This is a genomic window from uncultured Allobaculum sp., assembly GCF_948576815.1.
Taxonomy (GTDB): domain Bacteria; phylum Bacillota_I; class Bacilli_A; order Erysipelotrichales; family Erysipelotrichaceae; genus Allobaculum; species Allobaculum fili.
Window position 1 is genome coordinate 18081 of the sequence record NZ_CAPAEZ010000025.1, and the last position, 15084, is coordinate 33164.

Consider the following 15084-nt stretch of genomic DNA (forward strand, 5'->3'; position numbering starts at 1 on the left):
CTATTCGCTCACCCTGGTCACAATGCCGTTGACTGTGGAGATCCGCGAGACCGTTCCACTGTAGGTCACGCCTACACCCATGTTTCCGTTTGTATCGCTGACATTCAGACGCTTGCCTACCAGCCAGATACCCTCGTCCTTAACCACGACCTGCGACCCATGTTCGATTTCCTGAGAAACCAGCCTGGCGTCTTTGGATCTGATCTCTATGCTGTTCTGGTGGACTTTTACGCCTCCATTACCAGTCCCTACACGCATGAAGCATTCAGCCTGCTTGTTGGATCCATCTGCCTCCTGGCTCGTGTTACACCCAATCATGGGCGGCTGCTTGCTGCCATTGGCATACAGACAGATCTGTTTGAGGATGTCATTGGACATGTTGATAACTGAAAGATGGGGACGTGTATCGGATCCTGCTTCATCACCGAGATAGATACCAGATGCATACCATCCATCGCCATGGCTTCCGTCATAATCCAGATAGATCCGCTTGCCAATGTTGGCGTTTTCTTTCGTATTGATGGTTCCCTTGAAAAGACCGCTGCCCAACTCAAACCTGCCGGAGTCCAAATCGAACCAGAAGTTCCCGCCCTTGCCTGACAGCAGACCTGTGATGATGTAATCCGCCACGATGCTCTGGTAGGTGATGGCAGTGCCCCACTTCCAGTCTGTGCCGTCGGCTGTGCGCTCCTTGGAAATCTGCAGCCCCTGGGTGCCCAGTGCCATGGCTCCGAAAAGCGGGCTGGTCTTGTCCAGGTCCTCAAAAAGGATGGCTCTCACATCCTGCCGAACTGCTGCAGACTTCTGCGCCTTGAGGGATGTGTTCATCATGTTGATGACCCCGGCCACTTTCTCGGCAACGACACTGGTGGTTCCTCCGGACTTTTCCAACACCTTTTTCAGGTCACTGGTGGCCTGTGATGCGGCATTAAAAAAGTCCCGCGCCTGGGACCCCAGGGTTATCTCGGTTATCTGATCTGCAACAAGGTCATAGGTGAGCCCGATGACTTTTTGCTGCGTGGTGATGTGGCGGTCCAGATTTTCCACCCTGACCAGGTCACCCAGCCACAGATACAGCAGATCATCCAGTCCCTCATACTCCCGGCATTTCCGGAGGTCGACGAAATCCACAGAGTAAGTAAAAAGCGGCTGGAATTCTCCGGCCGCAAAACTTTCCTGTGCTGCCTTTTCCAGTGCCTCCTGCATGGCTGCAGGCGTCTGGCAGACAGTGATTTCAGGATCCTCGGAATCGTCCTCGGATGCATCGTCCACGTATTTGATGTTTGAGTACTCCACAAACCGCTTGTGGGGCACCCGGCCAACCTTTTCCCGCCTGACCTCAGTCGGGCAGGTCCAGCCGTTATATCCAACCGGGATGATGACATCCACAAACTCACTGTCATCCTCTGCCACAGTAAAGCCTGAGATGTTCCGGCTGGCTGACAGTGTCATGCCCCGGTCCTGCCCTGCCTGCTGCAGCACATGGAAGATATGGTTGTCGTACAGGATCTCACCGCCCCAGCGGTTCAGGAAGCTGTTGTCATCATCCGATGCCAGGCACTCCATGAAATTCTTCCGCACGTAGTATGCAGTATTGAGCTTGGATATGTCGCAGTCGATGGAGTACTTTCCGGCACCTCCGCAGCTGGTAAGGATGTACTCCAGTGCATCCCGTCCGCTCTGGGTCGTGGGTCGGCAGTCTCTGACGATCAGCTCATTCCGGGCGTCCCACATGGCAATCGGGTAAGCCACTGCGCTGACTGTCTGCAGGTCCGTCCGCTGCGGGTTGGACACCACATACAGCTGGTCGCCCCACTTGGGCAGCCGGATCTTGATGACCGTGTCATGCTCCAGGTGCATCCAGTTCCCGGCATCGTCCTGCGGGATTTCCAGGTCGATGCGCCACTCGCCGTTGAGTGTCAGAGACAGGTCAGCCTTGAGCGGGTCAAGGCTGTAATCCCCGTTCATCTCGTAGTTGGTATTTCCATCCTTGTAGAGTTGGATCATATCTGCCTCCAGTTGGGATACACCCACAGTGTGAAATCTCCCGAAACGCTCACGTCATTCTGCCCATGTTCGAGCAACAGGCGCTCATAATCGGCGTTCGTGTTTGCATTCAGGTTTTCACCCTCAGGTCCATGAGCCACAGACCTTTCCGTATCCAGATAGATCTGACCCGGCACGATGACCGTGCAGCCGTAGCCGTTGACTGTCAGAGTCGCCTGACCGTTGCCGATGATGCGGTAGATCGGCCGGCTCTTGTCATGCTCGTTGTATCGATACAGCTCCGGCTGTTTAATCCAGCGCTGGCCTGGCACGAAATAGTGATACGGATCCAACGTCAGCTTTACCGTGGCTTTGCCGATGAGATTGCCCAGGCGGGCACAGTCACCAACCACCGCTAGCTTGATGCGTCTCTGAAACTGCTGATCATCCGAAAACATCAGTGTCTTCGCTGTCTCAAAGATCCGCCGCAGCTCCCTGACCTTGGCGGACCATTCGGATTCCTGCGGGACCATGAAGTTAAACTCAATTTCCTGCTCGTAGTCCTTGTAAAATCCGGTATCACGATAAAAGGCCCCATCATGTGACAGGACCTCATTGCTTACGATTTTCTTTTCCGGAGACGGTTCAGCCGGGCGCTGGACTGCCAGGAACCCCCGGTCACTCATGGACCGGTTGTTTATGATCACATCGTAATTCATGTCACCAGCCTCCTTTCGCCAGCTTATTGGCATCCGCATTGGAAATGGCCACCTTGTTCTGTCCCTGGTGGATCTTGCGGCTGTCCAGATAAACCGGCATGTTTACGGTCAACTCACCGCCACCGCCCAGCACGAAATTGTTTTCCGCTCTCATGCTTTCGGCGATGCCCTCCAGGGATTTCCGGAGGGCTTTTTTGCGGCTCTCCATGCCCTCAATAAGCAGGTCCATCATGTCCCCTCCGGATTCGTCGAAGTCGTTCAGTGGGCCCTCCTCTGGCACAGAGAAGTGCAGGAAGTTGGATATCAGTTTCGCCACGCCGTTGACCTTGTTTTTCAGGGCGTTCCACATGGACTGGATGCCTGAGATGAATCCGTCGATCAGATCCTTGCCCCATTTGGTGGCGGAGTTCCACATCCCCGAAAAGGTGCCGGTGATGCTTTTCCAAATCCCCTGGACGCTCTGGCTGATGCGACCGCCCATCTGCTGTAACGTCTGCAGCATGTTGTTCCAGGTGTCGGAAAACCATTTCCCAACCTTGGCCCAGCCGTCATTCCAGGACTGCACAAAGGAGTTGATACTCTGGGGCAGTGTCTTGGTAAACCACTCTACCATGCCCCGGCAAATCTCCGTGATGACGTCCCAGATAGCCTTGAGGATGGCGTTTACCGCATCCCGGAACCACTCGCATTTTGTATACAGCAGCATAACCGCCGCAATGATTGCCGTGATAACTGCAATCACTGGGTGCGCCATGATCAGAGTAAACAGTCCGGAAACCGCGGTCTTTATGAACCCAATCACCGTACCAACAACACCCTGCAGTCCGGTCAGCAGTGGACCGGCTGCCTTGATGGCTTTGCCTATCCAGGAGGCTTTTTCCATTATGGATCCAATGACGTAAATCACTGGGCCCAAGGCTGCAACCAATCCGCCAATCACCACGATCATCTGCTTTACCGGCTCCGGCAGCTCGCGAAACCATTGCACAAGTCCCTGCAGGAGCTCCACCAGCAGCTCCAGAATCGGCGCCAGTGTCGCCTGAATCTCGCTTGCCAGATCTGCGCCGGCCAACTTCAGGTTGTTCATGGCCACAGTGGCTTTGTCCGCAGGATCCTGCATGTCGCCAAACGTCTGGTTCACGATTCCACCGGCATTTTCGACGGTCTGCATCATCTCCTCGATGGAGAATCTGCCGCCTTTGATGGCGTCAGCCAGGTCCGGACCGGCTTTGGACCCGAAAGCCTCAATAGCCAGGGAAGTCGCATCTGCGATGCTCGGTGCTTCCTGGATTGCCTGCAGAGTCTTCCTGAACTCCTGGGTGGCATCCTTTCCTTCTTTGCCCCAGTTGGAGATGGCTTTTTTCATACCGCTGAACGCGATTTCGGTGTTAACGCCCGCCTTTTCCCACTGGGAGAACAGCGCGATGCTTTCTTCCATGGTGAATCCTAGGTTTCGCATCGGTGCGCCGTACTTTGTGATGGACTCCGCCAGTTTATCAACGCTCAGGCCCGACGCCTGGGATGCTGCTGTCAGACTGTCCAGGACTTTGGCATAGTCCGATGATTTGATGCCCGCATCTCCCATGGCCCGGGATACCAGAGCAACCGCAGAGGACACATCCGTCCCATTCACCTGAGAGAATTTCAGGAATTCTTCTGTGCAGTCTTCCAGTTGGTCGCCGGTGAACCCAAACCGTGTGTTCAGGTCCGCGATCGCCTGCCCTACATCTGCCGACTCTGCTGGAAAATTCCCATAAACTTTGTCGAACGATGCCTGCAGGCTTTCCAGCGCTTCGCCCGTGGCTCCGGTCCCAGCTGCAATTCCGTCATAAGCCTCATCCAGCTCTGACCACGCTTTTTGCGACGCAACGCCAATGCCAACGATTCCAGCGGACACAACGCTGGCTTTCTTGCCGAATTCTTTCGTTTTGGTGCCCATGCCGGAGATTTTGTCGATGGTTTTCTGATAGGAGTCTCCCATCTTTTCCATCTCATCAGTGTTATCCTTGATGGCTTTCTTTGCGTTGTTGCAGTAGGTCTCTGTTTCGTTTATCGCCTGATTCAGCTTCCTGATTTCACTCTCAGTTGCATCATACTGGCGCTGAGCCTTCTGCGCTTCCTTGGAGTTTTCCCCGAATTCCTTCCTGGCGCTTTCCAGGGACTTTTTCTGCTCCTGCTGCCGCTTGGTCAGCTTCTCAAGCTGTGCCCGGTAAACGTCCAGCTTTCTGGTCTGGGCATCCAGCTGCTTCTGCAAGACCTCGTTTTCTTTTGCCAGCGTCTCGGTGGACTTTTCCTGTCCTTCCGTTTCGCTTCGTACCTTCTTGAGTTCTGAGCCGTACTCTTTCAGCTCATCATTGATGGAGCTGATGGACCTTTTAAACTCGGCTTCGCCCTTTAGGCTGATTCGCGGGCCGATATCATATGCCACGTGTAGCTCCTTTCGTTAAAAATACTCGCCGCCGTATTTGTTGAGCTCAGGTCCCTCTTCCAGGAATCCCCGCAGAATGTCTCGGGCATTCAGGAGGTCCAGCAGCTCCCCATACGGCAAAAAAAGGAAAACGCCTGGTGCCATACCGGCATCAAGCGCTCTTGCTTTCGTGTAGATCAGCGCAAACGCTGGATTCAGCGTCTGCGCTTCTTTTTTTTTGAGTTTGTCCGAACAGGCACAGCATTAATTCGCTTGCCTCCGTTTTTGGCCACGACTTCCTGCACCACTTCCAGGATGGCGCTCAGGTCGTCCATGTCCTGTGTTGCCAGCAGGAATGCTTTCTTGCTCAGCGGCTGGATCCTGCCGTTTTCGTCAAACTCCACACCATCCGGCTTTGCGTGCCAGGTGTTGCAAAATTCGCAGCCCGACACGATCAGGGAGTGGACGAATTCAAGCATGGTTCGCATGTCCCCACCGGTCATGTTGGCAGCATCTGCGGATCGCTGCATCACGCCCATGATGTCCGGCACAGCCTCCAGGCAATAGAGCGAAAAGCACACAGGCCAGAGCCTGCCGCCGATTTCAACAGTTTTCGGCGTCATGCGTCCGCTCTCTCGTGGTCTGCGAAGTAGGCCAGGATGGTTGCCAGCGCTTCTGCTTCCGTAGGCAGGTCAAACGTTGCCTTCCACAGTTTGTCGGTTTCGGTCTCGCTGGTCGCCTTTTCGTCGGACTCCATGATGGTGCCGCCGATTTCTTTGGTCTGCCAGCTGATCTTATCCTGCCGAGTGGTGGCGGCATCAGATGGCACGTCCCAGGCGACTTTTGTCAGGATGACCGCCCGGTAAAAGTCCTCGTTGTTGAACTGGTGCTCTTCGATCAGGCCGATGCCGGTGGTGTTGCCCTTGGTGTTTTTGTCAAACGCCAGACCCTTGACGCTCTTGGAGTCCACCGTTTGGGTGATTTCCTTGATGTCCAGGATCATCTTGGACGTCTCATTTGTCAGCTCGCCGGTGGTGACCGTCAGGCTGCCGCTGGAGAATTTTCCGGGTGCCTTTTCCGCCAGACTGTTATCCAGATACAGGCCGTCATCTTCGGTAAAGGAAATGTCCGCTTTGTACTCGGCCATTTTTTCAGTGACCGCGGCCGGGCCGTAGGTCACCTTGTTCGCCGCAGAATCATACTGGTAAGCCGGTGCGATGACCAGCTTGGAAAGTCCTTTGATTGCCATGTCTATGCTCCTTTCTTGAGCCGTTTCGCCAGCTCTTCATCTAGTCTTTTTTCCATGGCTTCCGGAGCTTTCTTCCGGGAATCTCGCATGCCTTTGGCCATGAAATCATCTTTTGCTCGCCAGCTGGTCCCCTTGCGCAGGGAGTTGGCGGTCAGGGGTATCGGGACCCCGTTTTTATGCTTCTTCGTCTTGCGGGTCTCATCGTATCCAGCAAACCCAATTTTCACGTTCAGGTCCCCGTCCCGCTCTTCCATCTTGGATATGCCAAAGCCCTTCAGCAGGGCTTTCTGCTCCTGGGGAGTCATGCCATCCACAGGATTCTTGTGCGTCTTGTGGGTACGGATGCCTTCCACGATTTCCGCAGCTGCAGCACCGGCGCCGTCGTACAGCGCCACCTTGCAGATGCCCTGCAGTTCCCGTGGATCCGCCAGCGACTCCAGGACCTTTTCGAAATCCTCGAAGCCTTCAAAATCTACCTTAGCCAAACTCACATCCCCAGCTGTGGTGGATGAGTCCAGTCTCCGTTTCGCACTGCGATCCGTCGTAGGACCAGGACAGTGCCTCCGCATTCAGAAGCTCCTGGACTGCATCAATGGCGTTGTCAAGCGGGTCCAGGACGTACAGTTCAATATCCACGGAAATCACCTGCTCCTGCTGGTGGTTGTCTGCCCAATGGCTTTCCGATTCGCCTTTTTCCTGCCAAATGATGTAACAATTGGATTTTTTTGCGTCGGCCCAGTAGTGATAGACCTCATCACAGATGCCGCCCAGCATTTCATGTATTTCCTGGAATCTCTGTGTCAGTTTTTTCATCTGTTCACCAGCTTTTCGGAGTCGTCTCTCTCATCCGTCAGGGTCACCTTGACCTCGGACAGAGAAAGCAGCAGGGATGGCGGAGCCGTGTCCGCCTTTTCCTGCACTTGCTCGATTTTGTAAATCCGGCGCTTGCCGTCCCGGAAACCAATCATTTCCAGGTACTGCTCCCGCTCGACGCAGGAGTCGTACGGAATGGAGCATGTCCGGTCGATGGTCACGCCAACCTGCTGCGCGGAGTAAAACCGGGAAAACCCCACGGTTTCGTCCCCGTAGGCACACACATGGGCAGCGTTGCCAGTGATGGTCCTGCCCCGGTCAACTTCCAGGGGCTGCAGATATCCATCGGCAAAGCTGACAGCGCCTTTACTCTTCGTTTTCGGTGCCAGCACTTCCAGCTCTCCGTGTAGCAAGGCTCAAAATTTCATCGAAATAATTCAGCTTGAAATCGTCCCTGGCATTCGCTCGCACGTATCGGACGTACTCAGCCAGCAGTGGCCTGGCCTCTTCGTCGTTGTCCCAGTCGATTTCTGGGTCGTACTTTTCGAGGAAAGCCTGACCGGCTTTGATCTGGTCATTGAGCCGGTCCGCTTCTTCCTCCGGGCACCAGCTGATGCACAATGCCCGTTTGATATAGTCCAGCATCAGGATCCTTGAGCCGGAGTAGTGACAGTGTTATTGACCACTGTGGTCAGCAGCTGGGCTTCCTTCAGCTCGGAGATATCCAGGCGCACAAAGCTGTTGTTGTCCTTGGGCTGGCCGTTGCCGTACAGCTTGCATTTGTACACGGTGGCGTCCTCAAGGAACTGGTAATCCTTGGATGTCTCAATGGTGCCATTCTTGTCAGAGCCCATGCCCAGGATGTACCGGTTGTCCATGCCCAGGATCGCCTCACCGGCGGGGATGAATTCAGACTCAACCACGGTAACGGGATAGGGGGAACGGCTTACCCACTCGCCGGAAGCGTTCTGGACCATCATGGCCGGCTTTACGATGGAGTAGTTGTCGGCAGAGTTTACAGCCAGGAACAGGCCGGCGCCGATGACAGGCCGGGGGTTGCCCTTGCGGGTCTTTGCCAGCATCTTGAGGACGTTTGCCAGACCTTTCGGAGTCCAGTCAGTAACTTTCACAGCAGACTTTTTGGTGTAGGTGGTAACGCCGGAGCTGGTAGTGCCTTTGGTCATGTCTGCAATCATGCAGATGGGGCCGGTAGCACTGGACAGGTTGGTGGTCACCGCCTTTTCGATGCCCTTGGCCATGGCTTCGTACAGATAAGTGCGAGTCAGGCGGTCCAGGTAAGCGGGTCCCAGGTCCAGATAGGCGTTCGGCACCGGGATGAAGCAGGACAATTTGAGCAGTCCGGCGTCCAGTTCTTCAAACCCGTAGGCGATTTCCTGGGTGATCTTGTCGGTCAGCTTGCCCCAGATAGCCTCGTTGGTGTCTGCGGAGGTGTACAGGATCTTGATTTTGGCGTTGACCCGCATCATGTCGATGTGGGACAGCAGAGCGTGTTTCTGCTCGATATCATCGAAAACGTTGTCGATGACAGTTTCAGGCATCACCACGTCGATATTGGTGATGGAACCACTTGGTGTGTTGCGCTGGGCGTCAATCACAGCCTGGTAATACTTGCGCTCTTCGCTGGTCAGCTGGCGCATGCCGCGGGCTTCCAGTACCCGTCCGTCTTCCTGCTTCAGCATCCGGGCGTAAAGCTCTTCGCCCTCCTGGGTGATCAGGTCATTCACAGCGGAAACCATTTCATCGGTATCCTTGTTTTCCATGGCGGCCTTCAGCGCCTCAGTTCTTTCAGCTTTCGTTTTGATTGCCATTTTCTTGTTTCCTTTCTTGCCGGTTGGGCATTAAAAAAACCACGGTTTTTCCGTGGCCATCGCAGTCATGTCAGGCTGCTTATCTTCAACTTTCTTGGTACTTTCCTGCGGTCCCGGCTCTGTCGGCTCAGGTTCCGGTTCGGGCTTGATCGGCTGCCCTTTGGAGTCCAGAATCACGTCGCAAAGTCCGTATTCCTTGCACTCCTCTGCGGTGAGGTAAGTCTCCGCATCCAGCAGCTCATCCAGCTTTTCCGCTGTCAGCTTGCCGCCGGCTTTGTCCAGGTAGGCGACTTTGGAGGACTCCATGATCTTGTCCATGTCATCCGCCAGCTTTCGCAGCTCCTTGGCGTTGGCTCCCCACACAGATGTCCAGCAGTTGTGGACCATCATCTGGCTGGTGTTGTGCATGGTTACAGTGTCACCGGCCGTCGCAATCACGGATGCGATGGATGCTGCAATACCGACCACCTTTACATTGACTGTCTTTCCGGAGTCTGCCAGCAGGTTGCGGATCGCCATTCCGTCGAACACGTCGCCTCCGTGGCTGTTGATGTTGACGTTGATCGTGTCCACGTCTGGATTTTTCTGCAGGAAATCCTGGATTGTCTTAGGACCGATTCCCATATCTTCGCCAGTCCACCAGTCTTTTGATCCGTCGATATCGTCAAAGATATCGAGGTCAGCTTCCGTCGCTTTTGCCGGATTCACTGCCATCTGCAACGCCATTCTTCTCATTTTGCTCATCGTCTTTTCCTCCTTTCTGCTCTTCTTTCGTCAGCGCGTTCAACAGATCGTCGATCGTGCTGTAGTTTTTCGTCATGAAATGCTGGTTTGCCCACTCTTCCTGGATGGGCTCGTTTCCAAGGATCCGCATGATGTCGTTGATGCAGAACACCCCAGAGCTCAGCAGCTTATCCACGCTTGTCGCCATGTCCAGCACGTCGATGTGCTTGATGCTCTGCGTGTTGATGCGGATGTGGTCCCCTTTCAGGTACTCTTCCATGTCGTACCGCTTTGCATTCAGGCCATCCTGGATAAGCTCAACCACCGAATCCAGACAGAACGTCAGGAAATCATCCACCGCCTTACTGGTGTCGGTCACCTGCCCCGTCATGATGTTGGTAGGCATCAAAAAAGCCTTGCAGGTCAGCTCGATCGCATCATCCAGCAGGGCTTTGATGTCTCGGGTATCTTTGGCGGTGCCACCTGTCTGCAGTTGCTTGAGCTCCGTCCCTTTGGTGCTCAACCACATGGCGTCATCACCGTCCAGAAATGTTTTCAGCTTCTGCCGCTGTTTTTCCAGGAACTCTTCGTCGCGGTTGTCCTTGTTCTCCATGACACGCCCGATTTCCAGGGCCCACCTGGACCCATTGGCCCGGCGGTAGGATTTGGCAGCGGAAGCCATCAGTGAAAGCGTCAGCCCCAGAGTTTCGTCCAGCAGCCGGCGGGTCTGGCCGTTGTGGTTCCGGAAGAAAAAAACTTCATCCATGGAGTAGGTGCTGTTCAATGTCAGCTGACCGATCTGCACGTTCGAAAATACCTGAGGATCCATCACGTTGTTTTCGTCCAGCATGTAGGAGTCAGCAATGAACAGCTGCAGCCCCCGTTTCTCGCTTTCCTTCCTGATGATCAGGACCTCATCCTGGTAATACAGCCGGTGGATAAACTTGGTCCAGAATTCCGTGGCCGTCTCATTGCAGTTTGGACGGACGTTGAAGGCGTAAAACCATGCGTCCTTCTTTTCCTTCCCTCGCTGATACACCCGGAATTCACACTTACTGACCGCCTTGGCGATGCGTTGGACGCACATCTCAAACGCCAGGGACCTGGCTGCCACCATGGCGGCCTTTTCGTCCTGGCTTGTAACGACTTCGAGATACTGTCTTTTCTGGCCTTTATTCAAAAAATCCCAGTGGAAAATATTCCTCAGCCAGCTCAAGGGTCACCACCTCCTTTCTGTGTTGTCATCTGGATCACCTCCTAAAATGCGATAACGTCAAAATCGTCCCAGCCCAGGGACGTGAGCGGTGCAAGCTCATCCTCGTGGGTCATGGATGCCACCAGCGCCATGAATGGATCTGTCTTGCGTGCGTGGTGCTCCTGCTTGCCGAACAGGTAGTTCCCCATGTCCAGCTCCCCGGACTCTGACAGCTTGCTTTTCTTCGCCGGCACCAGGCAGGCATTGTTTGTGGCCCACCGCAGATGTGGCACATCGCCCCACATGAAATAGCGGTTCCGGAAGCACCTCAATATCTGGGGGGCCACACGGATCACATCGCTGGGGCGTGTCAGGTACAGATTTTTGCCAGCTGTGGAAAAGCCAACCTTTTCCAGTTCGTGGCTCATCAGGGAGTAGCGGTAGGAGTCGATAGCCACGTACTTAACGTCGTAGATCCGGGCCATATCACTCACATACTTGGCCAGCGTCTCCGGAGGGATTTCCGGACCGTCCACCAGGGTGATGTGTCCGTCCTCCGCCCACTGTCTGTATGGGCATTTGAGTCTCCACAGTTCATCCGACTGCAGACAGATCCAGGCGTGATTGATGTCGTACCTCACGTCTCCGTCCCGGAAATGCACATTGACCGCTGCCCAGTCTGTGGTCTTGGCAAAGTCGATGCCGATGCCGCACTCCTGGCCTTCCAGGGATTCCATGGGCAGCTCCACGTTTGTGGCTTCGATGTCTGCCCACTCCGCAACCGGCTGTGAGTTCTGCACCTGCTTGAGATTCATCCGCTTGCACAGGAAATCCTTGTTCTGGCCTGGGGCTTTCTTCCAGTCCTGATAAGCGCTGCGCAGCTCTTCCATCAAGCTGGGCTTCTTCCACAAGGACGGGTTGGCCTTGTGCCAGTTTTCCTCGTCGTGGACCTCATCCTCTTTGTCCAGCTTGCAGATGAAATACAGCCACCCATCGTCCGGCTCCCCGTCAAACAGGCATGCCCGGGCCTTTTTCAGATATTCATCCAGGGGGCCGTCCTGGACGTATCCCTCGGTCGTGAAGATTCCCAGCCGGCCGTCGTCGACCTTACCAAGACCAGACGTGAATACTTCGATCGTCTTGTTGTCTTCGTACTGGTGGACTTCATCTAGGAAGACAGCGCCGGATCGCAGACCATCCAGCCCCTTGGAGTTGTTGGCCCAGCCTCTTAACTTGGCCCCGGTCTTCTTGCACTGGATGACCTCCAGTGTCCATTTGAAGAATTTCCGCATCTTGGTCTCGTTGGATTTCAGGGCATCCCGCACATCCTCGACAGGCCGCAGCGCCTGGGTCTCGTTGAATGCTCCAATGTCCACGTCATACCGGAGTACCGGATTGTAGGGGGATATCAGACACAGGCTCATCCAGCTGATGCATCCGTCCTTGCCGGCGCCCCGCCCCAGATACACGATCGTGCGCCGCCACCTGGGCAGGCCCTTGGGGTTGTAGGTGCAGAGAAAACAACCAATCAGGAACCTCTCCCAGTCGTACCCGTCGCCGTAGCCCAAAAAGCCGCCCATTTTGACATAGGCGGCATATCGTTCTTCGTAAACGGTAAGGTCTTCCGTGAGGTAGGCTTTCTCCACCTGCTTGCGGAGTGCGTGCTGCTCCTTGCAAAAGCGCCAGGGCATCAGGTCCATGCGTTGGAAGTACTCGGCAGCCCACACAGGCAGCTGGTTCACAGCAGGGATTCCTCCTCATCGGTCTGATGTGATTCCCTGGCTTTGGTCAGCATCGACAGCACCTGTGATGCGGTCTTGTTGGCCAGTCCGGCCATGCGGTTGTACTCGGAAACAGCTGGATTCACCACCCGTTTTTCCAGGTCTCGCCCCGCTGTCACCGTCATCATCACGCCCTGGGCGGTGACTTCGGCTTTCAGTTCGTCCATGATCCGCAGTTGGTCTGTATATGCCCGGTACTGTGTCACGTACAGGTAATCATCCAGCAGGCCCAGGGCCTCGCTCTCAGACTCAAACTGTTTTTGCAGCGCTTTGAGTTTTACGTCACTGTTCAATGCAGTTTTCGCCATGAAATCACCTCCTTTCCGCTCCGTTCACACGCTCACGCGCGCGATATAAACAAAAAAATCCCGAAAGGGCGGGATATGCCCCCGTTAGATCAAAACCCGGATTTCACTCAGAATTTTTTAAGGGGGGTATATTTTCACCACCATTCATTAGTTAGAACGGCTTTAGCTTTTCCTCGGATTCCTTTTTCAGGGTGAACTTTGTTATGACATTCATTGCAAAGCGAAACAAGCTGCCGCTGTCCCCGGTGCCAGATGCTCAGAGCCAGGTCTGGCCTGTCCTTGAGGTGCTGCACATGGTGGACAACCTGTGCTTTCGTGTACTTTCCCTGTGCTTTGCACATCTGGCATTCGTTGTGGTCCAGACGCAGGACTTCATCCCGCACGGCTTTCCACTCGCTGCCCAGATAAAACTGCAGGATCTCCTGGTTGGTCATCAGTCAGCCGGCTTCTCGGAAAACAGACAGACGTTGGAGAAATGTGTGTTGTAGTCAATTCCGTCGATGGTCACGCGGACACGGTCGTTTTCGTCTCCGTGGTTCCAAGCGTCGACTTCGCCCTCCACTATCTCCCCGTTGGGCAGCTTGATCTGTGCCCAGCCAAAATAGTACTGAGTTCCCAGCGGGTCAGAGTTTCCGCATCCAGCCAGTAAAAAAGCCAACGCAAGGCCGGCCGTAATAAACAGTTTTTTCATGATTTCTTGTGCTCCTTCTCTATCCTGTCACAACTGATCCCGAAGAATTTCGGGTCCATTTCAATCCCGATGAATGTGCGCCCTGTCTTTGCACAGGCAACACCGGTTGATCCGGACCCCATGCAGTTGTCCAGCACCGTCGCCCCATCATCCGTGTATGTCCGAATCAGATACGCCAGCATCTCCACCGGCTTTTGTGTTGGATGAAACCGTGTGATCTCTGTGTCAAATCTCAGGATGTGCCTGGGATAACCAGTCATTTTCTGGGTGTAGCTATCATGAGTCCAATCGCCCCAGATTGATTCCTTATGGTTGTGCTTTGTCCGTGGCTTTTTCAGCTCACGAATCCCCTGCGGATTATAAACGGCTTTGCGTTCTTCCGCCTTCGGCATCGGACCATCAAGATCCCGCAGCTCATCCAACGGCATTTGGAAGAATCCGGTACTCTGCAGCTTTCTGTATGCATCCGCGCTCGGAAATGCAAACTGCTTACCGTTCGTGAAATAATGACCCGCCATGTATGTTCCGAGAAGATCCCGCAGCTGCTGACAGCTCAATCCGGACAAACGTTTCTGTTCACGCAAATACTCTCTGGCCTTCGAGTACCCCCCCCCGAATGTCTTAGAAGGTATATTACAAACAAAAACAGCCACCTCCTCAATGCATCTAAGCGGCTGCCGGCGCGCATTAAGAGCACCCGTGATGTTGTTTTTGATCCAGTACCATACGTGAGAAAAGCTCTGTTTGTTGCTGTTGATGACATCTGAGATGAATGGCTGTGTGCCAAACAGGAGGCAGTTACCGTATGGTTTCAGGACTCTCTGATACTGCTCCCAGAGCCGGTCGAAGGGAATCACAGAATCCCACTCGCAGTCCGTTACGCCATATGGCAGATCGCACAAGATCATGTCCACAGAATGGTCAGGGATCTCTTTCATGCGGTCCAGGCAGTTGCCTTCCATCAGCCAGTAATTGTCGTTTTTAACATCCATGCCACTCATCCTTTCTCAGTCATTCCCTCGAATCCAGGGCCCGGAGAAAGGACGAAATCAGGCCCCGGATTCCAGAGAACGACAAAATGGTGCGGATGACAGGATTCGAACCTGCACGACCTCGGTCAAAGGATTTTAAGTCCCGTGTCTACCGTTCCACCACATCCGCATTCTGGCAGACAAGCAAAAAGGGCAGCCGTGCACAGCCACCCTTGATGCATCTCTGCCCGTCGGTCATCCGACGATATCACTTTACCACCTTGACGAGTGTCAAAAGTAGCGCATTTCACAGGAGCATATCCAGAACGCCGTAAATGTGGCGGTACATTGATTTTGGATGGTATCCGTACTTGTCGGCCACATCCTCGGCAGTCATCCGGCCGTGATACAG

17 protein-coding genes and 1 tRNA gene are annotated in these 15084 nt (G+C 54.4%); all 18 read right to left on the bottom strand.

Going from position 1 to position 15084, the window contains the following annotated elements:
- Window positions 1–2007 (bottom strand): phage tail spike protein, encoded by a 2007-nt coding sequence (locus Q2J39_RS05130; protein ID WP_289068863.1) that lies wholly within the window; start codon window positions 2005–2007, stop codon window positions 1–3.
- Complete coding sequence (locus Q2J39_RS05135; protein WP_289068862.1) at window positions 2004–2705, bottom strand: hypothetical protein; 702 nt, start codon at window positions 2703–2705, stop codon at window positions 2004–2006. The genes Q2J39_RS05130 and Q2J39_RS05135 overlap by 4 nt, the downstream gene beginning before the upstream one ends.
- Before the next feature lies 1 nt (window position 2706).
- On the bottom strand, window positions 2707–5133 hold the full coding sequence (locus Q2J39_RS05140) for a phage tail tape measure protein (RefSeq protein WP_289068861.1): 2427 nt from the start codon (window positions 5131–5133) through the stop codon (window positions 2707–2709).
- A gap of 194 nt (window positions 5134–5327) precedes the next feature.
- Window positions 5328–5735 carry a hypothetical protein gene (locus tag Q2J39_RS05145; RefSeq protein ID WP_289068860.1) on the bottom strand — a complete coding sequence of 136 codons (408 nt, stop codon included), beginning with the start codon at window positions 5733–5735 and terminating at the stop codon, window positions 5328–5330.
- Window positions 5732–6361 carry a phage tail protein gene (locus Q2J39_RS05150; protein ID WP_289068859.1) on the bottom strand — a complete coding sequence of 210 codons (630 nt, stop codon included), beginning with the start codon at window positions 6359–6361 and terminating at the stop codon, window positions 5732–5734. The genes Q2J39_RS05145 and Q2J39_RS05150 overlap by 4 nt, the downstream gene beginning before the upstream one ends.
- Window positions 6362–6363: 2 nt before the next feature.
- Entirely contained in the window at window positions 6364–6846 is a 483-nt protein-coding gene (locus Q2J39_RS05155) for a hypothetical protein (protein WP_289068858.1), read from the bottom strand.
- Window positions 6839–7174 (bottom strand): hypothetical protein, encoded by a 336-nt coding sequence (locus Q2J39_RS05160; protein WP_289068857.1) that lies wholly within the window; start codon window positions 7172–7174, stop codon window positions 6839–6841. The genes Q2J39_RS05155 and Q2J39_RS05160 overlap by 8 nt, the downstream gene beginning before the upstream one ends.
- On the bottom strand, window positions 7171–7566 hold the full coding sequence (locus tag Q2J39_RS05165; protein ID WP_289068856.1) for a hypothetical protein: 396 nt from the start codon (window positions 7564–7566) through the stop codon (window positions 7171–7173). Before Q2J39_RS05165 ends, Q2J39_RS05160 begins: the two co-directional genes overlap by 4 nt.
- A complete protein-coding gene (locus Q2J39_RS05170) occupies window positions 7541–7819 on the bottom strand; it encodes a hypothetical protein (RefSeq protein WP_289068855.1) in 279 nt (92 codons plus the stop codon). The genes Q2J39_RS05165 and Q2J39_RS05170 overlap by 26 nt, the downstream gene beginning before the upstream one ends.
- Window positions 7819–9003, bottom strand: a complete 1185-nt coding sequence (locus Q2J39_RS05175) for a phage major capsid protein (protein ID WP_289068854.1) — start codon at window positions 9001–9003, stop codon at window positions 7819–7821. Before Q2J39_RS05175 ends, Q2J39_RS05170 begins: the two co-directional genes overlap by 1 nt.
- Window positions 9004–9033: 30 nt before the next feature.
- Window positions 9034–9747 carry a head maturation protease, ClpP-related gene (locus Q2J39_RS05180; RefSeq protein ID WP_289068853.1) on the bottom strand — a complete coding sequence of 238 codons (714 nt, stop codon included), beginning with the start codon at window positions 9745–9747 and terminating at the stop codon, window positions 9034–9036.
- A complete protein-coding gene (locus Q2J39_RS05185; RefSeq protein ID WP_289068852.1) occupies window positions 9683–10843 on the bottom strand; it encodes a phage portal protein in 1161 nt (386 codons plus the stop codon). The genes Q2J39_RS05180 and Q2J39_RS05185 overlap by 65 nt, the downstream gene beginning before the upstream one ends.
- A gap of 140 nt (window positions 10844–10983) precedes the next feature.
- Window positions 10984–12663: a terminase TerL endonuclease subunit gene (locus Q2J39_RS05190; RefSeq protein ID WP_289068851.1), complete on the bottom strand. Its 1680-nt coding sequence runs from the start codon at window positions 12661–12663 to the stop codon at window positions 10984–10986.
- The gene (locus Q2J39_RS05195; RefSeq protein WP_289068850.1) at window positions 12660–13010 is read right to left on the bottom strand and encodes a hypothetical protein; all 351 of its coding nucleotides are present in this window, start codon (window positions 13008–13010) and stop codon (window positions 12660–12662) included. Before Q2J39_RS05195 ends, Q2J39_RS05190 begins: the two co-directional genes overlap by 4 nt.
- A 134-nt stretch (window positions 13011–13144) precedes the next feature.
- Window positions 13145–13444: an HNH endonuclease gene (locus tag Q2J39_RS05200; protein WP_289068849.1), complete on the bottom strand. Its 300-nt coding sequence runs from the start codon at window positions 13442–13444 to the stop codon at window positions 13145–13147.
- Window positions 13444–13701: a hypothetical protein gene (locus Q2J39_RS05205; RefSeq protein WP_289068848.1), complete on the bottom strand. Its 258-nt coding sequence runs from the start codon at window positions 13699–13701 to the stop codon at window positions 13444–13446. The genes Q2J39_RS05200 and Q2J39_RS05205 overlap by 1 nt, the downstream gene beginning before the upstream one ends.
- The gene (locus Q2J39_RS05210) at window positions 13698–14693 is read right to left on the bottom strand and encodes a site-specific DNA-methyltransferase (protein ID WP_289068847.1); all 996 of its coding nucleotides are present in this window, start codon (window positions 14691–14693) and stop codon (window positions 13698–13700) included. The genes Q2J39_RS05205 and Q2J39_RS05210 overlap by 4 nt, the downstream gene beginning before the upstream one ends.
- 87 nt (window positions 14694–14780) lie before the next feature.
- Window positions 14781–14862, bottom strand: a tRNA-Leu gene (locus tag Q2J39_RS05215).
- Between the last annotated feature and the right edge of the window lie 222 nt (window positions 14863–15084).